Here is a 22,522-nt window from a genome sequence, read left to right on the forward strand (position 1 = left end):
ATAAGTAAATCATTATAAAATTTATGGAATTAAAAACAGTCTGTTACCCTAACAGAATCCACATCTATATAGTACTTTTTACTTTAATTAAAATAGTATCACATAATAACTCAATACAATTCATTATTATATCATTCATTTTGACAAACTGATATGCAAAAACCAGTCCGCCCGGCGAACCACGGTGACGGCCGCTTCGCCGGAATAAGGGAAATCGGTAATTTGTTGAATGCCGTTGAAATCCTCGATCGTAAAAGAATAAAATGTGGTTTCTCCCTTCTGGCCGGTCGAATGAAACATGATGCGGCCGTCATCGTCACCAATTGAGATATTTTCCATCGCTTTGCAGAATTCCACCGCACTTTCTTTCCCGGAATCGTGAATTATCAAAATTTGAGGGACTCCAGGGTCACTTTTTCCTACAATTTTTTCCGCAAGATAATCATTTTTCTCTATTATGGACTCATCATGCCCTTCATCCACGCCGCGGGAAGAATGTTTTGACGGCCCCCAAAGTATCACCAATAGAACAGTCAAAACAATCAGTGCAAAAACCGTAACTGAAATTTTTACCGGTACTTTCATCGCCGTCTCCTAAAAGAGCTTTATACTTTCTCCATCTGTTATTATCGCTGTTTCCGATACTTCAAGAAAACAACACCGGCAGCCGCCACGACAGCCACACCGAAGGCAAACCACATGCCATAATTCAACAGCCAATTCATCCAATTCCGACCGGGCAATCCACCGGTTGAACGGGAACCGGAAGAAGCCGCGGCAGAATGTTGCTCGACCAACTCTTGAAAGTTGCGGAAAAACAACACATGGGCGGTAATCTTTTCCGGTGTTTCAAATAATTTGCTGTCCGGCTTTTCCCGGTTTTCAATCGAACCGATTTCCCGGTTGAAGATCAATTCGCCGCGGGAATTGTAGTGCTTCCGGGCATAAATCTGTTTGGAATCCCGGTCGATCAGAAAAGTTCTGGTATAGGCATAGCGCGAGAAAAAAGCGTCTTTGGGGTCACTGAGCCGATTGGCCGGATAGCCGGTAACGGAAGAGAGAAAAATCGCCTCCGGCAACGTCATCGTCACTTCATAACATGGTTTCTGGCAATAATCAGCCTCCCGCACCGAAAAGGAACTTCCCTCAATTTCTTTGGCCGGCACTTCCAGATACAGGGAATCCCAATACCACAACGGCGAAGCCTCATCGATGCGGGCGACAACCGCCGGGGTGATACCGTATTGGCCGGTATCATTCTGCAGATAAGTCTCGCCGGAGTCCAAATCCAATCGGCGGCATACGGAACCGTCGCGGTTGACCAGATAAGCAAATTTCCCCTTTACTCTCCGGCCAGCCGGTTCCGAATATTCCACCCCCGCCGCATAGCTGATTTTTTTACCAAACTGCAGCGCCTCAATCAAAATTTCCTTCTCCGGCAGCTCATCGGCACAAGCTATCGCACAAAATAATAGACCAATCAAAAATACTACTATTTTTCTCATTGTTATTCTCTATATAAAAATTATAACTATAGAGTGCTTAATTATATCCCAGCATGAGAAGTACACGATTCCGAGTACCGAGGATGTGTATAATCTATATAATATTTACTATCAATCAAAGATTGGGAAACAATTGCTCCTGTTGTACTATCTTTGTCTCGACGATAAGTACACTTTCTCCTCAGATACAAATGCGCTTCTCGACGAGAATAGCCATTTCCTGACCCATCATGTGGTGGTGAAGAGAACCCTAAAGTATCTAATAAAAATCTCTGCACATATCCTGTTGTACCAGATGGCAAACCTAAATCACTGGCTGCATCTGCATTTACACCTACTCGTAAATAAATAATGTCTGATATGGCCTCATCTCCACATCGAGCCGTTCGACTGTTACTGTCGCTTGCAATAGTATAGATTTCTGTTTCTGTCACAGTAACAATGATTCCAAATGCAGACCACGAATAAAACATCATGCCAATAATACCAGCGACAACAAGAATTCTCGACATCATATTTTCCTTTGCCTTTCTATTATTACCGAGAACTTTTAATACCATGTATTCTTCTAGGGCTACAATGAACTTAAAATATCTTTAAAACGATCGCAAAATACATGATATTTTGAGTTCAAATTTTTCAACGGTCAACATCCCACATTATTTGCGACTCTAAAGGTTTAATAATTTTTCAATTCTCTATTTAACTCATTTTTACGTCTCCTAATTTCACGTGATATCAAAAATCATAAAACAACTTCTACACCTATTATAAACTACCCCCCTCCCTTCTAGTTAAAAAAATAAACCGTATATCCATTCTCGCCATAAAATATTCAATAACCAATACCCCTATTAATTTTTTATAATTCAGTATAGCAAATTTTCACAAAAAAGTCAATACCCGATGATGATTTTTTACTAAAAACATCAGGACGGCATTCAAGCAAACCCTCTTTCGGCAATTCCAAAGTGACGACAAAAGCCGGTTTAGATTTTCGTTGCGGATTTCCGACGGTGATGCCGCCACCATCCCGCCGCCGCCAGGGCTAAAATCCCCACCGTCAGCAACCAGCCGGAAAGTGTTGTAATATCCCTCGGCCAGAGCGATGACAACCAGCCGCCGAGACGGGACAGCGGCGAAGGAGCCGGTTGTCCAAAGACGGCTTTCATCTCTTCCTCGGTCGAGAAAGTTGCCTGCCTGGCGTCCGGTGAAATTTGAAACAACTCCGGATTCAAAGCGACATCCAGTTGCACCTTCGTAAGATTCAGGTCGTAAATTTCCATTCCTTTCCCATTGAAAATTCTGGTGGAATAGATGAAATCATCCGCCTCTCCGATCAGGTAAACTTCGCGGAAGCCAACATTATTCAGCATGCGATCCCGATTTTCACGAACAAACTGAATCGAGTTGCCGGTCAATTTCACAATTGCATCATCGTCGGTTGAAAATTTAACCGTCACTTGGCGGCAGGGAATGCCATGATAATTACTTTCAGTCATCGACAATTTCGCCATCGACAATTTTTCCGGCTCAATCACGCTCCCCGGTCCCCAGTCAAAATTGGCATATTCATCTTTGCCGGCCACGTCATCGATGATCAGGAACCATCCCGCTTCATTGAACAGCTTGCTCTCCATCAGGCGATTCGCCCGAAATAAGTCACGCCGTTTCAACACGGTATTGCCGTCCGGCGAACGCATCTGATAATGAATCAACCGGCAATTGTCCGATTTCCTGACTTCTTCGGCCTGAAAAGTTCTTTGCCGACTGCTCTCCCTGGCCGTCAACAGCAAATCCCTGATCTCCTGCTGCGAAAAGCCCTGCACCACTCCGCAGCCCGCAATCAGCACAAAAAAGACAAACAACTTTTGGAGATAGACATTCATATTTTCCTCCTCCTTCGTAATCTTCTTTGATTTTTCAAACTTATTCGAGAATTCATTTGCAGTCTATTCATCCGCTTTTTGACAAGTATAGCAATTCTGACATGTATGGCAATTATTACATTTCTGACAAGTATGACAAACTTGGCATGTATGACAAACCTCACAGTGAGTGGGATCATCACATTTAGAGCAATCACCTCTTCGTGGCACAATTTCACTGCTATTTTCCACCTTCTCCCCCTTACTGTTCCCCAGCAACCAAAAATGGCTCAAAACTCCCACACCAACCAATGCTCCTATTATGAAAAAGTCAAGAGACTGACTCTTTCTTTGTTTGTATTTTTCCTGTTATTTGTTGTTATTTGCGAAACTCCGCCTCAAAGGGCAGAGGACTTCCATCTGTAAATATTTTTACAGTCTTCCAATTAAAGATTATCTTCTGGTTGCGGTTCGGGCAAAAATCGGACACTATTATTGACGACAACTCTTGAATGAATTCAAGGTTTCGCATTTTGCTGTTCCACTCTGAAATAGCACTCGCAAACTGTTTTACATGATCCCCTCGGATCAAGGAGCAAACGAACGACGTGCTAAAAAGAACCGAATTTCACAGTCACAGCAAACAGAATCTCCGAAACTACTTAAATCTTATTCACTTGCGGATACCATGTAATCACGTTCCTGGAGCCACACGGCCCGAAGCGCATAGAGCAATTTCTTGCCGATGATCGAAATAGCCCGTTGTGGACTGGCCCCCTTATGAAGCAAGGCTCCATATCTGGCCCGAATCTCCAGATTGTACGACACCGACCTCCACGCCGACTGGATCAGGATGGCATGCAGTTGCTTTTTCTTGCGATTCCCGGCGGATTTGACGGCCTCGTGTTCGCCGCTGCCGACCAACCTCGGTGCGAATCCCACATACGAGCTCAGCGAATCCTTGTCTTCAAAGCGCAGCAAGTCCCACAATTCGGCCTGCAGCATCACCGCCGTATGAAACCCGACGCCAGGTATACTCTGTAGATGCTTCTGTACTTTGTCGCGCTTCAAACGCTTCAGACACCGCCGTTCATCGCGGATCACATGCAGTTTCTCTTCTCTGAGAAAACGCAGTTCCCGCAACATGCTCTGCAAGGCATAATCGTAACGCTTTGCCGCGTCCGCATACATCATTTTCAAAGAACTTCCAGACCAACTTCCAAACTTCAACCCCATGAAATTCAGGTGTCCTTTGATCCGGTTTTTGACCCTGGTTATATTGCCGGTCAGTTTCGTTTCACGTCTGACCAGGTTTCTCAATTCCAAATTATCTTCAGGCGGAATATAGATCCCTTCCAATGTCCGGTTCTCCAGTTCCCGCGCCAATTTTCGGCTGTCCACCGCATCGTTCTTGCGGTCGCGCTCCTTGCCGCTGGTCGGCACGTCCGCCGGGTTGATTACGATATTCTCAATCCCGAGCTCACACAATCGCCGGTGCGCCCAGAATCCGCTGAATCCTGCCTCGTAAACGCTCCGGTACTCGGCGCCCGGATAGTTCATCTTCAGATACTTCGCCAACATCTCAGGGCTCGGATTCATGCTGAACTTGTCCAGTTCACGGTGGCAATGCCGCAAATTCACCACCCAACTTTCCTTGTGCACATCAATTCCGACAAATATCACTTGACCTTCGAACGATACCGTGCTACATTTTCTCATGGCTGATGTCTCCTTTTGTGATGTTTTAACTGTCTGCATGACTCTGTCCGTCAGAGCCGATGTCTTATTTTACAGTATCACATCTTTGAGAATCAGCCTCTTTCATTTCATAACCGCTACCTCATTCCTTTTTACCATAGCAACTGTTTTACTAATAAAAGCACGACGGGATATTCCATTTTCTTTAATATCGTTCGTCGGTATTTTTTGATTGTTGTCTTGCATTTCTTTTTTCCTTTGTTTAGCCGTCAAAAAAGTACGGTCTCGAATTAGTATTTTTACACTACGCTTGAGAGTCCGATTTCCAAGCCCAAAAATATACGCGATGTTCTATCGTATCTTTTTGACTATCACAATGACTACCGTTTTGATAGAAATCCCCATCCTTCATCATAATATCAGCCGGACAAGGCCCTTGACAAATCGCTGCAGCCCAACATTTCTCACAATTTTTGATAGCTTTCCGATACTTTTTCCAAAAATCTTTATATATATTTAGACTAGGCAAATCGTTAATATTCCCCAAACGCCAGTTTTTCATACCACAAAAATGATGACAAGGATACAGATCTCCCCGCGGAGAAATATACAAACATCCTTTTGCCGCTCCACATTTTACCGGGAAAATACTGGGAACCAAATTATCTATCCCTCTATCAAAACGGTATGGATCATAAAACAACGCTTTTCCTGCCGCAATATCTTCCAGCATCGATGGGATCAACTCTTCATTCTGAGTAGCAAAATCTCTATAATCTTCGTCGGTAAAATCACTCGGCGTGGGGTGAAAAATCGGATTAGAAGCTGGACCTAAGAAACAATCTGAAAACCCGAACTCTTTGAAAAATACAATCAATTCTTTGATATTAGGGACCGGGTGTACCATTGTCGCTCGTGCAGTTGTATGCTCCTGATGTTGAATAATATGTTTTGCCCCCCTAGAAGCCATTGCATATGATCCACGCCCATCTTTGGTTAGACATTGGCCATCGTGAATGTGTTGTGGTCCATCAAAACTAACCAGTACTTTTACCTTATGCTCAGTCAAATACGTCGCAAATTCCTCATCGACCAATGTAACATTACTTGTCGTGCTGAATCGGACTGCTTTATCATACTCTTTCGCCAACTGTTCGCTGTATTCAATCGCGGAACGTAGTACTGTTTTATTAAGAAATGGTTCTCCTCCAAAAAAACAAATTCTAACTTCATTTTCTGTATTTATCTGGAAGAGCCACTTGATCGCACGACAGGCGATCTCTTCAGTCATGAATCCTTCGAAAGGCATGTCTGCATCTCGGGACGTATTGCAATAGCAATAGGAACATGCTAAATTACAAGTATCTGTCAAACCTAATAGAAACTCCGAAGTACCTACGGAAAAATACCTATCTAATATTTTATCCAAACAATCATCTTGCAGAGAATAATTTGTTTGTTCAAACAACCCATGTTCAGCTAGAAGGGCAATTTCAGCAGCCGCATTATAAATTTCGTCAACAGGAAATAAATTTTCCTTACTTAATTGTTCAACAGCGATATCCAGCGAAACAGAAGAAGAAAGAAGCAAAAGTTGATATGTTACTTCATCAATACGGTAAAAACGACAAGCTGTCGTATCGAAAACAAAATATTGTTCCAAGACTTTGAACACATGGTAAGGTGGAGGGAAATTTTCTTGAGTAACAGACCCACAAATCGTTTTATATTTCTCAGGTATCCTCAATATGGCAGACATTATAACTTTTATCCCCTAAAAATATTTGAAAAGGATTTCCATTTTTCAAAAAAAATCACTCAGACAAGGATACTATCATGCATTCCAAGCCATTATTCTCTATTTTCTAACAACTCCCATAAATTATTTATTTATAAATAAAAGTATAGCAAACTTATACCAAAAAGTCAATACTTCTGGTAATTTTTTTAAAAAAAATTAAAATATCAAAAAATTTCAGAGAATGGCAAAACTTCGCAGTCCATGCAATTTTTTGACCATAAAAAAAAGGCCAACCGGCGAACCGTTGACCTTTGAATTACAGCGGCAAGACAGGCAGTTATTACAGGAAGCCGAAGCTGAGCACTTCCACCTGGTTGTCGACCGTGCCGGCAACCAGACGGAACAGCAAATCCTGCTCGATCTCCTGTTCCTGGGTGCCGACCCGTTCGAATGTCACCTGCCAGATCAAATTCTTGACCGTCGGTGTTTTCAGCGCGGTGAGGAACTTGAATTCTTTAAGCTCGCCGAACTGCTTCGTAATCGTTTCACGGGAGGTGTCGAAATCCTTTTCGGTCATCTCGCCGGCCAATTCGCCGCGCAGGACCGAGGCAAACAACTTATAATTATTTTCCTGGATGGCTTTCAACAGTGTATCGCCCACTTTGATCTCCCTGGCGTCGGCCGGAATTGCCGCCGCCGCCGCTTCCGCCGGCTTTTCCGGTGCTTCACAGTCGATGGCGCGGCAGCCACAAAGGCCGCCGGCCGCCACCAATGCCGCAATCAAAATTCCGAATTTCATTTCAAACGATTCCTCCCTTATCACGGTTTGGTAATGGACTTGCTCTTGGCCGGCTGCTCCGGCTTGTCCGGGACGGCATCCCATTCACACTCCCCGACCACCACCAATTCCGAATGCTTGATCGAAGTCGATTCGGTTGAAAAGAGATAACCGAGGTACGGAATGTCTTTCAGCCACGGCAAACCGCCGGACGATTTCACCGTCTCCTGTTTTTTCAGGCCGCCGATGACGAAACTGTTCTTACCGTGCGGCAGACTGACCGTCTGGGTGACGACGCTGTTGCTGGAAATGCGCGGTTTGCCATTCGATTCGAAGCCGATCAGGCTGGAATTGCTCAACGCGACGGTGAAATTGGTTTCGTCGAGGTTGACCGAAGCATTTTCAATTTTCAGCGAAAAACCGAAGCCGTCGAATTTTTCGACGATCTGCTGGTTGCCTTTGCCGACCGGGACGTCGTTCGGATTGATGTCCTTGCCGACCAGCGACGACAGGATCTCGTACGGCCCCACCCCCAGATCGGGATCGGTCCGGGCATCCGGCGCCGGCTGGGAAACATCCATATAGAACACCTGGGTTTTCCGTTCCAGCGCCGCCGGGGTGTTGTTGCGGATGCACAATTCACCGGAGTAGGTCACCTTCGCGTTGCCTTTGCTGGTCAGGAAGTCGATATAACGGGTATTCCACTTCGGATTGAAGTTGTAGAAACTGGTCCGTTCCGAACCGGTCTGGCCCATCGCTCCGCCATAGACTGCCGACCAGTTGTCGCGGTAACGGCCGCCGACCGAAAAGAGATCGACCCCCTGGTTGTTCTTCCAGGCCTGGAAATCGAGGCCGATCTTGTCGTCGTTCTCGCTGTAAATTTCATAAACGGTAATTTTCAGCTTGACCTGCGGAATCGGCACGTCATATTCGGCGAGCATTTTGGCGATGTTGTACTGCGAATAATTCGTCACGTCGAACACCAGCCAGTTCAGCAGCGGATCATAGGCGACCAGGTCCTGGCCCTGCCAGATCTCGGTGACGTCGGTGATGTTCATGCCGACGTTTTCAATCAGCGGCATCAAATTGCGCGCCGGCACAAACTTCGGAATGTAGAAAAATGTCTGCGTACCGTAATTGGCGCCCATCTGCGGTTTGTCGAGAAATTCGACCAGCGAGTCGAAACCCATGCCGCCGTCGTGGTCCTTGAACCGGTACTCCTCCGCGCTGATGATCAACAGTCCGGTACCGTCGACGTATTTCAAACATTCCACCGCCGTATTGCTGCCAAGCTGGAGTTCCGGATTATAGCCCGGCTGGGCGGTCGCCGGCGTCGTCAGTTCGGCGCTGCTGACCGTCGCGGTATACGGCATCGTCGCCGTATTGCCCGGATAAATCTGCTGCATGCTGGTGTTGCCGACCCGTTTGGCCTGCACCATCTGGCGCAGGTAATCGCGGAATTCGTAAGCATCGACATGCTTCAGCAGGTAGGTCTTGGTCACCACCCGCGGATCGTTGTTGTCGCGGATGAAATGGACGACCCTGGTGTCCTCCTTGACCGGCACCAGCAACTGGGCTTCCACCCGGGTGCTGTCGTAACCGCCGGTGTTGTTGAAATTGGAATCCCGCGGCACGCCGGGAATTTCGGCCGCCTGGCAGAGCGTCAGGCACGAAAACAGGGAAACGATAACTGGATATTTCATGACTGCAACTCCTTATTTCAGCTTCTGCAAACGACCGATTTCCTCGCTCTGGATCCCGGTGTTGAGCATTTCCGCCGTGACGGTCAGATAAACGTGGGTTTTCTCTCTGCTGGTGGTCGTCGTGCTGAACAGATATTTCAGAATCGGAATGTCGGAAAGGAACGGCACCCCGATGGTCTGCTCGGTTTCGTCCTCCTTGTCCCAGGCGGCCAGCACTTTTTCCTTATTCAGTTCAATATTGGAATTGCCCTGGATCTGGCTGGTCTCGATCAGTTCAGCGCCGTAATTGTTGCGCTCCACGACGTTGGCGGTCTGCACGTCGTAACCGAAATAAAGCGTGCCGGGGATGGCCGCGTACTGGCCCGGCCGGTAGTTGGGAATTTCAAAATCCAACTGCGGCCCGCTGTGCAGGCAGACGATCGGCTTGATCACTTTCAGATAAATCTGGCTGAGGCCCTGCTGCTGGGAAATCGCACTGAGAACGACACTGGTCTGGTCGTTGTTGCTCTTGACGATATTCTGCAACTGCGGATTGAACAGCAGCTCATAGGTTTTGCTGTCGGAATTCGACACCGTCAAACTGGCGGTGTTCTTGATGTCCGCCTTGCCGTCCTGCTGCAGAATCCGGATGAAGCTGGCGTCGAACTGCGGCGCAAAAAAGAAACCGCCGAGCGGTCCGGAGGCCGCCTGTATCGCCGCGGAACCGCCAGACGAAATGCTGAACACATCCCAGCCGACCTGAAAGAGATTCAGCCCCGGTCCATTTTTCCAGGCCAGATATTCGATCCCCATGTCCCGCAGCGTGCTTTCACGCACTTCGTAAACATTGAAGACCAGGTTGATCTGCGGCGCCGGCCGGTCCAGCCAGCCGAGGAACTGATACATGAACTCGGTATTCGTCGTGTTGTCCTTCCAGTAGATCTGGTTCGAATTCTGATCGTAACCGTAAACCGAACCGTAAGGACCTTCGTTGATGAAAGCGTTGACGATAATATTGATCAAATCCTGTCCGGAACGGTATTTCGGCCGGTAGACCGCCCGGGTGATGCCGGTGCCTTTGATGACGTCGCCGGGTACTTTGCCGTCGACTTCGATATTGCGGTCGACCTTGGCGATGAAATCATCGACATACGGCATCATGCCGACCGGACAGGTGACGGTCAGAATCTGTTCGTTGTTGTTGCCGTATTCGATACAGTTGACCACCGAATTCATATTGTAGCGTTTGACAATACTCATCACCCAGGGGGTGATATCGTTCGCCTGCACGTACTTGAGCACATAAATCTTGGAAACCATATAATCCTGCGCGTCGTCTTGAACAAAACGCAATTTCTGGGTTCCCGGCTCCTCGCCGTGCAGGACGAAGGCGGCCAGCAGCAAGGCGCACGCCTGTCCCATCCATGTTTTGATCCTCATAATCTCCTCCATAAGTTGGTTCTACTAGTGCATTCTGCGAAATACATTAAATTATTTATTTTTAACTATTTACAATGCATTGAAATTTGAAAAATCCTCCAACTGAAATTATATTGTAATCTTCTAGCAATCAAAATCATAACTCCAGAAGGAGGAATAAAAACCAATGCAACTATCTTTATTCTGCGATTATCGCGGGTACGCCAACTCCAAATACGAGAGCCTGTTTCTTGCGCTGGAAGAATCTCATACTAGTGTCGCTAAGAAGAAAGGTCCTGGTCGTATCGGCTATGGAGATTTGGCTTACCTCAAAGCATACGTTTACAAGCACGCGGAGGAAATCAAAAGCATTCCGGAGCTCTTGCGCAATCTGCAACGGAATCCGGTGATCTGCGAAATGATCGGTTTCCAGTATGATTCGCTGCCGGACTCGTCCCGTTTTTATACATTCCTGAGCAAGACAAAAAACTCCGAAATCCAGGCGATTCATCATGCGGCGGTTCAGTCGCTGATCGGCGGCGGCGTGGTTTCGCTTGACGTCCTGATCGTCGATTCCAAACCGGTCATGGCCAATACCAAGCACAACAATCCCAAAAATCCGAGTCGCTCATTGGATAAAGAGGATAAAATCCCCCGCAATCCCAAAGCGACTCTCGGCTATTATTCTTACTTGAAACAGCCATTCGGCACGGGCAAGCAATTCAGCTTTTTCTGGGGCTTCCGGACGCACGTATTGGTCTCCGAAGAAGGCGTTCCGCTGGTCGAAATCCCCAAGCCGAACAACATCTCCGACGAACAGATTGCGCACTCGCTCTTACGCAAACTCAAACGGGTCTACGGACAGAAGAAAGGCCGAGTTTTTATCGCCGATTCCGCCTATGACCACCGCCAATTCTACGACTTTATCAAGGACGAAATCAAAGGCCAAGCATGCATCCCAATCAATCCGCGCAACCAGCAAGCGGCCAAACTTCTCGGCGAAAAAGGCTGTCCCATCTGTCCCGGCGGACTCGAAATGAAATATTCATGCATCACCAAGAGCGAAGGCCGCACCCGCAAGAAATTCCGCTGTCCGATCATCGCCGGAACGCGACCGGAAAAAGACGAATTACCTGGCCAATGCCCTTGCAATCATCAACGATTCTGTACCGGCAGCCGCTATGGCTGTACCGCTTACATCGACGTTACCGATGATGCACGCGCCCAGGTCCCGCGCCAAAGCGCATGGTACAAAGAGACTTATACCAAACGTACCGGCGTCGAACGCTATTTCTCGCGCCTCGGCTCGCGCGAGGTCGAACAGACCACGCATTTCAATTACCGAGCCATCCGCAACCAGATGAGCATTGCACATCTGACGCTCGCGCTCACCGCCGTCGCCGCCGCATTCATTCTCGAACAGCCGGACAAAATCCGCTGTTACAAATCGTTTGCTGACGCCGCATAGCTTCGCGATAATCTCAAATTTTTCAATCAACCCCGGCGAATTCACATCCGCCTTAATTCTTCACGCCTTTTTTCAGCGATTTTTTACCCAATTCTGCACCAACTCGTACTGTTTGCTTGTTTTCAAAGCTTTTGCCGGTGGCTCAAACTGCTTCCTGTTCACTTTTCCTCTATTTCGCAGAACTCATTGGTTCTACTAAATTGCCGGCCGCTTCACTCCGGACGGCAAAACTCCTCCGCTCCGCAAATTTCAGAAACCGTTTCCGGCTTTCGGCAACAATGCAGCCGCCCGGCCCGACGGACCGGAACAAAAATTATCATGGGACGATAAAACAGGAAGGGCAACCAAGCAAGTCTTCGGAAATCGCCGCCGCAACGGCCCGCCGCGCCATTTCAGCATTTCCATCGCTTCGGCGGCAACGATGCCGCCAGGCCGCGAAAACGGCAGCCGACAATACGCCGAACCTGGAAAATGCGGACACGCCAAAAGACATTTTGCCTCTCCTCTTCAGCAAAACATAATTACTCTCTTAAAACTAAAAATACCATGGGAAACCGGCGCTGTCAAGCCTTTCGCATTTTTTTCCCGCAGAAAAATTTCACTCCGCCACCGCCCGCCGGACCGCCTGCCGCCACAGTTGGCCGAAGCCGGCATTCTTTTCCGGTTCGAGATATTCCCAGGCCGTACAGGGATCCGGCTGCTCCGGCAAGGCAGAGGTCGAACACAACATCAGCAGCGGAATATCGCTTTGCGCCCGAAAGGCTTGAATGGACCATTGCGGAAAGGGCGATTCGTAGTCGGTATCCAGCAGAACAATCCGGCGGATCCGGTCGCTGCCGTTGTTCAAAGCGGCAATTGCCGTCCGCTGGCCGGTCAAATCCATGCCGATCACGATCAACGGCAAATCGCGCCATCGTTCCTCCTGCAAAATTTTTTCCAGCATTTCCGGCAAAAAATTCTCCGCCGTCAACTTCTCCTCGTCGGCCGCCACGACAACCGGCACAACCTTCCGGGCCGCCAGCTCCGCCAACCCGTCCATAAAAACGGCGGGATCCGGAAATTCGGCGGAAAATACCAGCAACGCCAGACGATCCGCCTCCGGCGAAGCCGGATAAGCCACCCAGCCGGCTTCCGGCGTTTTACCGCCGCACACCGCATCGGTCACCTCCCGGGGCAACCCGTCCCATTGCGCCGCAAACTCTTCCGACGGCAACCAACAGGTTTGGCCGTCGATCTGGCGGCGTACCGGCCAATGCGCCACCGCCGGCAGCACCCCGCCGTTGGCGTCACGCAAGGCAACCACGCCGCGGATGAAAGAACAGATCAGCTCGTACGCCCGGCGACCGGTGGAGTGATGGCTGATGACGCCCGGTCCCAGATCGGGCGGCGTCAGCGCCCGCAGCACCTGGCGGCCCTGCTGCCGAAGCGCCGTACCCATTGCATCGGAAGCCTCGCTCCCCGGACAGCCCCAGGTGCTCAACGCCAACAGCGCGCCGCGGCCCGGTCCGGCCTCCAGCCGGTAACGGGTGCCGCCGCACCAGGCCGCCGCATCGACCCGATCCGGTTCGGTGACGGCCATCTGCTGCCCCAGGCTGCCGCCGGCGGATTCGCCGACCACCAGCAGCGGCCGTTTTTCCAGTCCGTACTTCCGCACCAGCTCATCCTGAATCCGCCAGATGACCTCGTACCAGCCGCACTCCGGATAAATATAATACCGCGTCACATCATCGGTCACTTTCAGATTCGTCCTGGCCAGCAGCGAGAAAACCGAATAGCCCTGTTCCAGCCAGAGATTTTCCAGCCATTTGGCATTTTCAAAAAACAGATGCCCCCAATCCCCGTTGAACGGCGCGTAAAAAATCAGATTCGATGCCGACGGCAGCGGTTTGCCCTCCCGATCGACCGGAATGACGTAACTGACCGTCGTGTCCCGGTTCAACGGCAGATTGACGCGCATCGTAAAACTGCCGCGCTGTAAAAAAACGGTCTGTCCGTGATGTTCCTTCTCCAACACCATCTCCTGCCAGTCGAAGATCTGCCGGGCCTGCCACCACCACGCCGCAATCCCGGCTGCCGCCAGCAGCAGAACCAGACCCGATCCCCAAATTTTCTTTGCCGACAAATTCATAACCCCTCCCCGTCCTTTTCCCCGCCGGCCGGCTCGACCTGGCTGAGCCGCCGCCAGGGTTCCAGCAGCCGGCGGTCCGGCAGCCAGACCGCCGCCAAAGTTCCGGCCGGCACTTCACGTTGACGGGTTTCCAGGTCAATCCAGACGCCCTCGCCGGGACGCCCCTTCAAAATCCGGTCGAAATAATCGATCACGAAAGGAATGACGACATGATCGAGACAATGATCGCCATTTTCCAGGCCGACCCACAGCCACCGATAACCGCAGCGCCGCCCGTCGAGAAAATACTGCGAAGAAGCCTGGAAACGCGGATCGGCGTCACCGCAAATCACCATGCCCGGCGGCAAATTACGGTCCGGCTGCGGTTCATCCCACCAGCCGGCGGAATAAGCCGCCCAGCCGGCGACCCGCTCCGGACACCATTGAGACAGCCGGGAACTAAAATGCGCGCCGCCGGAAAAACCGAAGATCACAATCGGCAGCGGCCCGTCACCCCACAAATCGGCAATCGCCTGCAGCAACACCGTGCCGGAACCGTTGACGACATAGTAATATCCCTTGCCGTTCGACAAATCCTTTTCTTCCGAAGCGAAGGCGAGTTCGACCAGCGCCAGTTGATTGCGTTCGGCCCACTCCTGCCACTGCGGCAGCCGGATCAGCCCGCCGCTGGTATCGTTGTAGCCGCCCGCCACCACCAGCACACCGCGCGGCTTCGCCGTCCAGGAGATGTAATAAATACCGGCTTCGGTCATCCCGGCAACCGGTTTCAATGACCGATAGCGCACCGCCGGCATCGTATGCAGGAGCCAGGCCAGCGCCAACGATACGCAGGCCAGCGCGGCCAGCAGCCAGTCGAGGTGCTGACGCAACCAATTCCGGATTTTTCGCCGTCTTTCCATCTTCCTGTCCATTCCGTTTTATTTTTCGGCCGTCACCGCTGCCGCAAACCGTTCGATTTCCGCAATAAGTCCGGCTTCCGGCAGCCGTCGCCGCTCGACCGGCAAACCGCGTTGAAGCCGCGGAGCGGCCAGGATGTCGACCTCTTCCGGTACCGTTGCGGCGTCGTCGTCAGCCGCGTACAAAAGCAGCAGCCGGCCGGGACAGCGGTCGACGAATTCCAGCGCCGAAAGCCCTTCAAACGGCCAACTGGCCGGCGCATCCAGCACCACCACTCCGTTGATCTGCGGCGAACCGTTCTTCGCCGCCGCAATGATCGCCTGTTTGCCGGCCGCGCCCTGCCCGAACAACACCAGCGGCCAATCCGGATGCTCCGCCAACGCGCCGGCCAACACCTGTTCGGCATGCGCCAGCCCGCCGAAGCCGCCGTCGGTCTGCGCCACGGTGATCACTTCGTTCCGCGCCAGAAACGGCCGCACCGTCGACCAGATCACTTCACCGGATTCCGACGACAAACCATTTTCGAACAAATACACAATCTGCCGGCCGTGGTGCTGCGGCGGAACCGCCCGCCAGACCCGGTAGGATTCCTCCTCGATTTGATTGACGGAGACAATGTCGAGCTCCGCCGGCAGAGTGCGATTCACCCGCCAGCCCCAGACCAGCAGCGCCAGACACACCAGCAACGCACCTCCCAGCGGAACGACCGCATCGAACCATTCGGCCGACCGCCGCCGGCGGATCATGAACAGAAGCCAGCCGGCCGACGGCACCAGCAGCGCAAGAGCGAACCAGAACAGCTCATCGTGTTCGTACATCGTGCTGAACGAAGCACTGACGAAATAGGCAACCAGCGCGCCGAAAGCGCCGGCAAACAGCGCCGGCGCGCCGCCTTTCCGGCCATAGAAGCGAAGTCCGAGCCAGAACGGCAGCGCAAAGCAGGCCAGATAGAGGAACACCGCCCAGATGCCGTAATTGGCTCCCAGCGTCAAATAATCGTTGATCATCGTCCGGTAATGTTCATCGATCGACAACGGCAGATACCAGGCGCGATAGAGCTCGCCCGGCGCGTTGACGCCGGCCAGCCAGTGCCGTTCGATGATGCCGGCGGCGCCGCGCCAGAGCCGGAAGCGGTTGGCAATCGAACCGTCCGACACTTCCGCCATCGAACGCACCCGGTCGACGCCGTTCGACACCAACAGGACCATCGCAACCGCCGTCAAGCCGAAAACCACCGTCGCCCGCCGCCGCAACAACAGCCAGGCGGCAACGAAACCGGCCAGCAACGCGACGAAACCGCCGCGGGAATAAGTTTTGGCCAGCAGCAGCTCCAACCCCACGATGAATACGGCCAGCAAGCCGGCCGGGATGAACTCGCGCCAATGCCGCCGCGGCAGCCAGAGAAAAATTCCGACCGCCAGCAGAATCGTCATCGCCAGAAAGGCGGCACAGACATTCGGCGAATAAAACCACAACTGCAGCCGTTCATTCCCCAAAAAATGATACATCGCAACGCCCCTGTCAATATGGCTGAAATGTTCCCCCGCGCGTTTCTCCGGCCAACCGCCATCGAACTGAATATAAAATTGCAGCGATCGATTTGCAAATCCATTTACGGCTGAAAAAAGTTTTCACGGCAAAAATAGCGATCAAAAAATTCGCTTTTCCAGTCTTTCATTCACTCTTTCGGCGTTTCCACCGTCGCCAATATCCGCCGCAACTTTTTCCGGACCGGTTCCGGCACCGTTTCATCCGCCGCCAGACGCCCGCAATAACGCCGGACCAACTCATGCTGCGCCGCCTGCCGCCCCAGCGACCATTCCGCCGCCGAGGCGATCAGATAACGCACCAGTTTCCGCCGGTCCTCCGGGGTCGGCTGTTCCAGCGCGGCAAAGGCTTCCGGCGACATGCCGTCCTCCATCAAAGCCAGCGCGCCGGCAATTTTTTCAATCGGCCGGCATCGGCCGGTCACGGTGAACTCCGTCCAGAGAAAATCCAACTGCATCGGGGCAATCACCTGCGCCGTTTCGAAATACCCCGCCTCCCACCGGTCACCGTAAAACCGGGCAAAATCGCCGAGCGGCGCCAGGATTTCCGGTGGCGCTTCCAGCTGCAGCAGCAGCGCAGTCGTCACATCACGCGCCGTCTGGCCGGATTCTTCCAGCACGGCGTCGACCAGCGCCGGCCACAATTGCGGGTTCAACTTGAACGCCTGATAAAACCAGCTCAACACGACAATCTTCCGGTCATCCGGCGCCCCGGCGGTTGGAAACGTTCGCAGGAAATCGAAATAGAGCGAAATCAACGCACCCGGCTCCGGCATCAGGTAATAGAAACTCATCGCAAAGCGGTTATCCGGTGCGGCAGCCCCTTCCGGCTGCCGGCTGACCGGCGGCAAAGCCTCCACCGTCAGCGCGGCCGGCCGGCTCGTCCAGACTTCTGCCGGTTCCTCGTCCACTCCTTCCGGCGTCACCTCCCGGACCGTGGCCTGCAATGTGATCACCGTGCCCGGAGTGCTGCCAGCCGGTACCGTATAAACCCCCAGCAATTGCAACGACCGGCAATCCGGGGCCGGTTGCAGCATCCCACCCCCGGCCGCCGCGCGGAATTCCGCCGCCGGCAACACCGCCGCGGCGCCGTCGGCAGCCAGCCGCTGCAACCGCCCCTCCCATCGGGCGGTCCCGGCGGGCGGCGCCTCTCCCTGCAGGGCGACATAGACATACACCAACTGGCCGGGCAACACTTTTTCCGCCGCCGGCAGCAACATCAAATCGGACGACACCTGGGCGATATCCACGCCGGCCGGGCCGGGCGACAGCCGCAATTCCGCCTCCAGCGCCCAGACGGCGATCCCGGACAACCACCAAACGGCAAACCACATCCTCCACATCGGCACGACTCCTTTCCTGTGCATAATGTGGAATGAACCGGTTGAAAAATCAATTCGGAATACAAAAAAAAGAGTTTTTTGCCACGGTTGCCGGTCGAAAAATCAATGTTTTGTGCCATATTATGCAGGTATTTGGATGGAAGGATTTTAAAATTGGAATATGAACTGATCCGATCGACGCGGCGGACCATCGGTTTGTCGCTGAATCGGGATGGCCGGCTGACCGTCCGGGCGCCCCGGCAATTGAGCGAAGCGGCAATCGGCAAAATCATCGAACGGCACCGGCGCTGGATCGTCCGCAAACGCCAGGAGCTGGCCAATGCGGCGGAATGGCAGTCCCCTTTCCGGCCGGAGCCGGGCTGCCGGCTGCCGCTGCTGGATGAAAGGTTCGAAGTGCGCTTGTCCGGCACGGCCGCCGCCGCATACCGGGACAATGTTTTCCTCGTGCCGTTTTCCCGGCACGGCCGGCTGGCCGAAGAACTCGTCCGGTTCTACCGGCAAAAGGCGGCCGATTATCTGCCGGAACGCACCGCCATGCTGGCCGAACGGCACCGCGTCGGCTACGCCCGGGTCAGGATCAGCAACGCCCGGCGGCGCTGGGGTTCCTGCTCGTCAAACGGCAATATCAATTTATCCTGGCGGCTGATGCTCTGTCCGGCACGCATCGTCGACCATATTATCCTTCACGAGCTGGCGCACCGGACGGAAATGAACCATTCGGTCCGTTTCCGCCAACTGATCGCCCGATACGACCCGGATTATGCCGCGGCGCAGCACTGGCTGAAACAGTACGGCCCCGCTGTCGGCGACTGGCTGACCTCCACCGAAAGCCCCTCCGGCCACGCTGAAAATTATCATGAAAACACAGGAGATTTGAAACGATGAATGAGGCAAAAGGCAAACGCGATAACTGGAGCGGCAGTCTCGGGTTCATTCTGGCGGCGGCCGGTTCGGCGATCGGCCTCGGCAATGTCTGGAAATTTCCCTACATCACCGGCATGAACGGCGGCGGCGCCTTCGTGCTGGTCTATCTGGGCTGCGTGCTGCTGGTCGGCTTACCGATCATGCTCTGCGAATTCACGCTGGGCCGGCACACCCAGCAAAGCCCGGTCGGCGCCTTTCAGAAATTGTGCAACAAATCGGCCCGCAACGTTCCGTCGGCCCGGCTGATCGGCTTGCTGGTGATTTTCGCCGTCCTCGGCATGATCTGCTTCGGCAGTTACGGTTATGCCGCGCTGCTGGCAATTTTCGGCATTCTGATCTTCCGGTGCGGCTGGGTCAGCGTCGGCATCGTCAGCGTCTTTTCGGCGGCAACCATCCTCGGTTACTACGCGGTGGCCGGCGGCTGGACGATCACCTACATCTTCCGGGCGCTCGGCGGCGGGCTGAACTTCGTGGACAAAAGCGCGGCACAGGAATATTTCAAGAGCATCGCCGGCGATCCGTTGATCTCCGTCTCCGCCCAAGTGGGGTTCATGCTGATTTGCGGCCTCGTCGTCTGGTTCGGCATCCGGCGCGGCATTGAGCGGGTCAGCAAAATATTGATGCCGATCCTGCTGTTCATGCTGTTCATCCTGATCATTCGCGGCTTGACCTCGCCGAATGCGATGGGCGGCGTCCAGTTCCTGCTGACGCCGGATTTCAGTAAATTGTCCACCGAAGGAGCCCTGGTGGCGATGGGCCACGCTTTCTATACGCTGAGTCTCGGCATGGGCATTTCCATCACCTACGGCAGTTACCTGGACCGTCAGCGCAATATATTCCTCTCGTCGCTGGCGGTCATCGGATTGGATACGCTGATCGCCCTGATGGCCGGCCTGGCCATTTTTCCGGCGCTGTTCGCCATGAACATGGATGCCCAGGAGGGCCCCGGCCTGGTCTTCCAAGTGATGCCGATGGTGTTCAACGCACTGCCCGACCAGATCGGCTGGCTGTGGTGTGCGATCTTTTTCCTGCTGCTGGCGATCGCGGCGGTCACCAGCGGCATCAGCCTGCTGGAAGTCTGCGTAACCTTCTGCATCGACCAATTTCGCTGGGAACGGCGGCTGGCGACCTTGTGCGCCACGCTGGTGATCAGCGCTTTTGGAATTTTTTGCGCGCTGAGCGTCCAGGACTGGAAATATATTCCGTGGCTGCAGCAGGCCTTGTTCACCGCTTTTGGTGAGGTGCGCGGGAACTTTTTCGATGTCGTCGATGTCTTCAACAGCAATTACCTGTTGCCGCTGGCCGGAATTTCCACGTCGATTTTCGTCGGCTGGATCTGGGGAACGCGGCGGGCGGTCAATGAAATAAGGCATGGAGCGAATAACTTCGCCGACATTCATATCATCACATTGCTGGCCGGCTTGAAAAACGATGGACGGCGGCCGGCAACCGAGGTGGTGTGGACTCTGGCGTCGCTGTGGGGGATTTTCATCCGCTTTATTACGCCGAGTGCCATCGTCATTACCTTCCTGCACGCGATCGGCTGGCTAAAACTCGGAGCTTGAAATTTGTAGGAAAGCAAAACAGATGCGAAAAATTTTTCTGTCATTGGCCGGTGCCGCCGTCGCCGGCATGTTGCTGGGCGGTTGTCAAAGCGCCTCCGATTCGCAATCACCGCTGACCGGGACCGTCTGGATCCTGGAACAGGACTCCCTGCCGGGCCGTCAGGCCAACTGGGAAAAACCGCAGCAGCCGATCACGCTGGTCGTCGATGAAGCCGACCGGGTTTCCGGCTGCGCCGGCGTCAACCGCTATTTCGGCAGTGTCCGGTTTACCGGCGACAACCAGCTGCAATTCAGTCAGATGGGTTCGACGCGGATGGCCGGGCCGGGACTGCAATACGAGAGCGCCTATTTACAGGCTTTGCCGCAAGCCGACTCCTATCAGGTTTCCGGCGATCGGCTGACGCTGCAGGACGGCGGTCAAACGCTGCTGCAATTCACCCCCGGCAAAAAAGCGGTGGAATGAACGAAATGCAACCGGAAAACTGCGGACGGGCCGCGATTTTCCGCAATCAACTCAACGGATCGAGAGGAACTGAAATTATGAAGAGAACGACTTTGCCGCTGTTCGTCGGCGCGTTGACGATCGGCACCCTGGGACTCGGCACTCTGGCCGGCTGCGGAGAAAGCAGCGAACCCAAGACGCCGCCTCAAGCCGAAGTGAAAGCCGACAGTCCGCTGATCGGCACGATGTGGGAACTGGAGCTGGATTCGCTGCAAAATGTTCCGGCCGACGCAGACAAACCCGGCCGCGACATCACGTTGCAGATCGATGCGGATCACCGGGTGGCGGGAAGTGGCGGCGTCAACCGCTACTTCGGCCCGGTAACTTTGGATGAAGCTGCCGAAACAATCAAATTCGGCAATCTGGCCAGCACGATGATGGCCGGGCCGGGCATGAATTATGAATCCACCTATCTGAAAGCGCTGGATACGGTCGACGGCTACCAGATCTCCGGAGAGGAACTGGTCCTGACCGCCGGCGGCAAACCGGTGCTGAAATTCGAAGCCGTCGAGGCCGAAAATGACGGCAATGCCGACCAGTGAACCGATGATTCCGGCGGTACAGCTTCCGGCTGTACCGCTTTTTCTTTGTCCGGATTCACAATGAAAGGAAATAAAATCATGGATTGCAGCGGAAAAATTGCCGTCGTCACCGGCGGCGGCACCGGTTACGGCTACGGCATGGCGCAGGCCCTGAAAGCGCGCGGCGCCCGGGTCTGGATCACCGGCCGCCGCCGGGAAGTCCTGGAAAAAGCGGCAGCCGAATTGCAGGTCGATTACCTGCCGGCCGACGTCGGCAGCCCGGCCGATTGGGACCGGTTGTTCGCCGCCGTCGGACCGCGGCTGGACATCCTGGTCAACAACGCCGGCGGCGGCATCAAAATCGCCCCGCTGACCGAACAGGACGATGCGGAAATCCTCCAATCGCTCCACACCAACCTGCTGGGAGCGATTCTCGGCTGCAAGCGGGCCGCGCAACGAATGAAAACGGCCCGGTCCGGTCTGATCGTCAATGTTTCCAGCATCTGCGCCCATTACGGCTGGCCGAACTTCTCGGTCTACACCGCCGCCAAAGCCGGGCTGGACAAATTCAGCCGGACGTTGTACACCGAACTGCGCCCATACAATATCCGGGTGACGGTGGTGACGCCGTCCTGGGGCAGCACCGAATTCAGCCGGGCGGCCGGTTTGCCGGAAGCCGCGCCGGCCGCCGCCGCAAAAATGATGAGTCCGGCCGAAATGGGCCGCCTGATCGTCCGGCTCTGCGAATTTCCGGAACACCTGGTATTTCCGGAAGTCATGGTGCAGCCGCTGGAACAGGAGATTGTGCCATTTTAAAGTTCCGACCTTGACTTGAACGGCAAACGGGTTATTTTAGGCGGAGCACAATGGCGACCGCTCAATGAAAAAGGAGTTGTAAATCATGGCTAAAAACAAAGACGTCAAAAAAGAAACCAA

Annotated in this window: 20 protein-coding genes; 6 read left to right on the plus strand and 14 right to left on the minus strand. The window is 53.2% G+C overall.

Going from position 1 to position 22,522, the window contains the following annotated elements; all coding sequences use genetic code 11:
- Positions 1-135: 135 nt before the first annotated feature.
- The 10 genes from HWX74_RS01760 to HWX74_RS01800 all read right to left on the minus strand — a co-directional run bounded on the left by HWX74_RS01760 (position 136) and on the right by HWX74_RS01800 (position 10,712).
- Positions 136-585 carry a hypothetical protein gene (locus tag HWX74_RS01760; protein ID WP_176011894.1) on the minus strand — a complete coding sequence of 150 codons (450 nt, stop codon included), beginning with the start codon at positions 583-585 and terminating at the stop codon, positions 136-138.
- Between the two features lie 41 nt (positions 586-626).
- Positions 627-1,505, minus strand: coding sequence for a hypothetical protein (locus HWX74_RS01765; protein ID WP_176011895.1), 879 nt, complete (start codon positions 1,503-1,505; stop codon positions 627-629).
- Positions 1,506-1,546: 41 nt separating this feature from the next.
- Positions 1,547-2,065, minus strand: a complete 519-nt coding sequence (locus HWX74_RS01770) for a hypothetical protein (RefSeq protein WP_176011896.1) — start codon at positions 2,063-2,065, stop codon at positions 1,547-1,549.
- Between the two features lie 429 nt (positions 2,066-2,494).
- Positions 2,495-3,394 carry a hypothetical protein gene (locus tag HWX74_RS01775; RefSeq protein ID WP_176011897.1) on the minus strand — a complete coding sequence of 300 codons (900 nt, stop codon included), beginning with the start codon at positions 3,392-3,394 and terminating at the stop codon, positions 2,495-2,497.
- A gap of 648 nt (positions 3,395-4,042) precedes the next feature.
- Positions 4,043-5,092: an IS110 family transposase gene (locus HWX74_RS01780; RefSeq protein WP_176011898.1), complete on the minus strand. Its 1,050-nt coding sequence runs from the start codon at positions 5,090-5,092 to the stop codon at positions 4,043-4,045.
- A 102-nt stretch (positions 5,093-5,194) separates the two neighbouring features.
- On the minus strand, positions 5,195-5,317 hold the full coding sequence (locus tag HWX74_RS20405) for a hypothetical protein (RefSeq protein WP_303048080.1): 123 nt from the start codon (positions 5,315-5,317) through the stop codon (positions 5,195-5,197).
- A 58-nt stretch (positions 5,318-5,375) separates the two neighbouring features.
- Positions 5,376-6,830 (minus strand): radical SAM protein, encoded by a 1,455-nt coding sequence (locus tag HWX74_RS01785; RefSeq protein ID WP_176011899.1) that lies wholly within the window; start codon positions 6,828-6,830, stop codon positions 5,376-5,378.
- Positions 6,831-7,152: 322 nt separating this feature from the next.
- On the minus strand, positions 7,153-7,611 hold the full coding sequence (locus HWX74_RS01790; protein WP_176011900.1) for a hypothetical protein: 459 nt from the start codon (positions 7,609-7,611) through the stop codon (positions 7,153-7,155).
- Positions 7,612-7,631: 20 nt separating this feature from the next.
- The gene (locus HWX74_RS01795; protein ID WP_176011901.1) at positions 7,632-9,293 is read right to left on the minus strand and encodes a type II secretion system protein GspD; all 1,662 of its coding nucleotides are present in this window, start codon (positions 9,291-9,293) and stop codon (positions 7,632-7,634) included.
- Positions 9,294-9,305: 12 nt separating this feature from the next.
- Positions 9,306-10,712 (minus strand): hypothetical protein, encoded by a 1,407-nt coding sequence (locus tag HWX74_RS01800; RefSeq protein ID WP_176011902.1) that lies wholly within the window; start codon positions 10,710-10,712, stop codon positions 9,306-9,308.
- Between the two features lie 166 nt (positions 10,713-10,878).
- On the opposite strand from HWX74_RS01800, the gene HWX74_RS01805 reads away from it, so the two are divergent.
- Complete coding sequence (locus tag HWX74_RS01805; protein ID WP_176011903.1) at positions 10,879-12,159, plus strand: transposase; 1,281 nt, start codon at positions 10,879-10,881, stop codon at positions 12,157-12,159.
- A gap of 598 nt (positions 12,160-12,757) precedes the next feature.
- Here HWX74_RS01805 and HWX74_RS01810 read toward each other — a convergent pair.
- The 4 genes from HWX74_RS01810 to HWX74_RS01825 all read right to left on the minus strand — a co-directional run bounded on the left by HWX74_RS01810 (position 12,758) and on the right by HWX74_RS01825 (position 18,074).
- Positions 12,758-14,287, minus strand: coding sequence for a hypothetical protein (locus tag HWX74_RS01810; protein WP_176011904.1), 1,530 nt, complete (start codon positions 14,285-14,287; stop codon positions 12,758-12,760).
- The gene (locus HWX74_RS01815; protein WP_176011905.1) at positions 14,284-15,186 is read right to left on the minus strand and encodes a hypothetical protein; all 903 of its coding nucleotides are present in this window, start codon (positions 15,184-15,186) and stop codon (positions 14,284-14,286) included. The genes HWX74_RS01810 and HWX74_RS01815 overlap by 4 nt, the downstream gene beginning before the upstream one ends.
- Before the next feature lie 18 nt (positions 15,187-15,204).
- Entirely contained in the window at positions 15,205-16,692 is a 1,488-nt protein-coding gene (locus HWX74_RS01820) for an O-antigen ligase (protein WP_176011906.1), read from the minus strand.
- A gap of 170 nt (positions 16,693-16,862) precedes the next feature.
- Positions 16,863-18,074, minus strand: a complete 1,212-nt coding sequence (locus HWX74_RS01825; protein ID WP_176011907.1) for a hypothetical protein — start codon at positions 18,072-18,074, stop codon at positions 16,863-16,865.
- Positions 18,075-18,227: 153 nt separating this feature from the next.
- On the opposite strand from HWX74_RS01825, the gene HWX74_RS01830 reads away from it, so the two are divergent.
- The 5 genes from HWX74_RS01830 (at position 18,228) to HWX74_RS01850 (ending at position 22,402) form a co-directional block, all read left to right on the plus strand.
- Positions 18,228-18,959, plus strand: coding sequence for a M48 family metallopeptidase (locus HWX74_RS01830; protein WP_176011908.1), 732 nt, complete (start codon positions 18,228-18,230; stop codon positions 18,957-18,959).
- Positions 18,956-20,563, plus strand: coding sequence for a sodium-dependent transporter (locus HWX74_RS01835; RefSeq protein WP_176011909.1), 1,608 nt, complete (start codon positions 18,956-18,958; stop codon positions 20,561-20,563). The genes HWX74_RS01830 and HWX74_RS01835 overlap by 4 nt, the downstream gene beginning before the upstream one ends.
- A gap of 22 nt (positions 20,564-20,585) precedes the next feature.
- Complete coding sequence (locus tag HWX74_RS01840; RefSeq protein ID WP_176011910.1) at positions 20,586-21,026, plus strand: META domain-containing protein; 441 nt, start codon at positions 20,586-20,588, stop codon at positions 21,024-21,026.
- A gap of 77 nt (positions 21,027-21,103) precedes the next feature.
- Positions 21,104-21,607, plus strand: a complete 504-nt coding sequence (locus HWX74_RS01845; protein WP_176011911.1) for an META domain-containing protein — start codon at positions 21,104-21,106, stop codon at positions 21,605-21,607.
- A gap of 60 nt (positions 21,608-21,667) precedes the next feature.
- Positions 21,668-22,402, plus strand: a complete 735-nt coding sequence (locus HWX74_RS01850) for an SDR family oxidoreductase (protein WP_176011912.1) — start codon at positions 21,668-21,670, stop codon at positions 22,400-22,402.
- Positions 22,403-22,522 lie beyond the last annotated feature (120 nt).

It is taken from the genome of Victivallis sp. Marseille-Q1083 (genome assembly GCF_903645315.1).
Classification (GTDB): Bacteria; Verrucomicrobiota; Lentisphaeria; order Victivallales; family Victivallaceae; genus UMGS1518.

Excerpts from the sequence above, each read along its gene's own strand:
- HWX74_RS01760 (WP_176011894.1), bottom strand. The coding sequence starts at position 585 with ATGAAAGTACCGGTAAAAATTTCAGTTACGGTTTTTGCACTGATTGTT.
- HWX74_RS01765 (WP_176011895.1), bottom strand. The coding sequence starts at position 1,505 with ATGAGAAAAATAGTAGTATTTTTGATTGGTCTATTATTTTGTGCGATA.
- HWX74_RS01770 (WP_176011896.1), bottom strand. The coding sequence starts at position 2,065 with ATGGTATTAAAAGTTCTCGGTAATAATAGAAAGGCAAAGGAAAATATG.
- HWX74_RS01775 (WP_176011897.1), bottom strand. The coding sequence starts at position 3,394 with ATGAATGTCTATCTCCAAAAGTTGTTTGTCTTTTTTGTGCTGATTGCG.
- HWX74_RS01780 (WP_176011898.1), bottom strand. The coding sequence starts at position 5,092 with ATGAGAAAATGTAGCACGGTATCGTTCGAAGGTCAAGTGATATTTGTC.
- HWX74_RS20405 (WP_303048080.1), bottom strand. The coding sequence starts at position 5,317 with ATGCAAGACAACAATCAAAAAATACCGACGAACGATATTAAAGAAAAT.
- HWX74_RS01785 (WP_176011899.1), bottom strand. The coding sequence starts at position 6,830 with ATGTCTGCCATATTGAGGATACCTGAGAAATATAAAACGATTTGTGGG.
- HWX74_RS01790 (WP_176011900.1), bottom strand. The coding sequence starts at position 7,611 with ATGAAATTCGGAATTTTGATTGCGGCATTGGTGGCGGCCGGCGGCCTT.
- HWX74_RS01795 (WP_176011901.1), bottom strand. The coding sequence starts at position 9,293 with ATGAAATATCCAGTTATCGTTTCCCTGTTTTCGTGCCTGACGCTCTGC.
- HWX74_RS01800 (WP_176011902.1), bottom strand. The coding sequence starts at position 10,712 with ATGAGGATCAAAACATGGATGGGACAGGCGTGCGCCTTGCTGCTGGCC.
- HWX74_RS01805 (WP_176011903.1), top strand. The coding sequence starts at position 10,879 with ATGCAACTATCTTTATTCTGCGATTATCGCGGGTACGCCAACTCCAAA.
- HWX74_RS01810 (WP_176011904.1), bottom strand. The coding sequence starts at position 14,287 with ATGAATTTGTCGGCAAAGAAAATTTGGGGATCGGGTCTGGTTCTGCTG.
- HWX74_RS01815 (WP_176011905.1), bottom strand. The coding sequence starts at position 15,186 with ATGGAAAGACGGCGAAAAATCCGGAATTGGTTGCGTCAGCACCTCGAC.
- HWX74_RS01820 (WP_176011906.1), bottom strand. The coding sequence starts at position 16,692 with ATGTATCATTTTTTGGGGAATGAACGGCTGCAGTTGTGGTTTTATTCG.
- HWX74_RS01825 (WP_176011907.1), bottom strand. The coding sequence starts at position 18,074 with ATGTGGAGGATGTGGTTTGCCGTTTGGTGGTTGTCCGGGATCGCCGTC.
- HWX74_RS01835 (WP_176011909.1), top strand. The coding sequence starts at position 18,956 with ATGAATGAGGCAAAAGGCAAACGCGATAACTGGAGCGGCAGTCTCGGG.
- HWX74_RS01840 (WP_176011910.1), top strand. The coding sequence starts at position 20,586 with ATGCGAAAAATTTTTCTGTCATTGGCCGGTGCCGCCGTCGCCGGCATG.
- HWX74_RS01845 (WP_176011911.1), top strand. The coding sequence starts at position 21,104 with ATGAAGAGAACGACTTTGCCGCTGTTCGTCGGCGCGTTGACGATCGGC.
- HWX74_RS01850 (WP_176011912.1), top strand. The coding sequence starts at position 21,668 with ATGAAAGGAAATAAAATCATGGATTGCAGCGGAAAAATTGCCGTCGTC.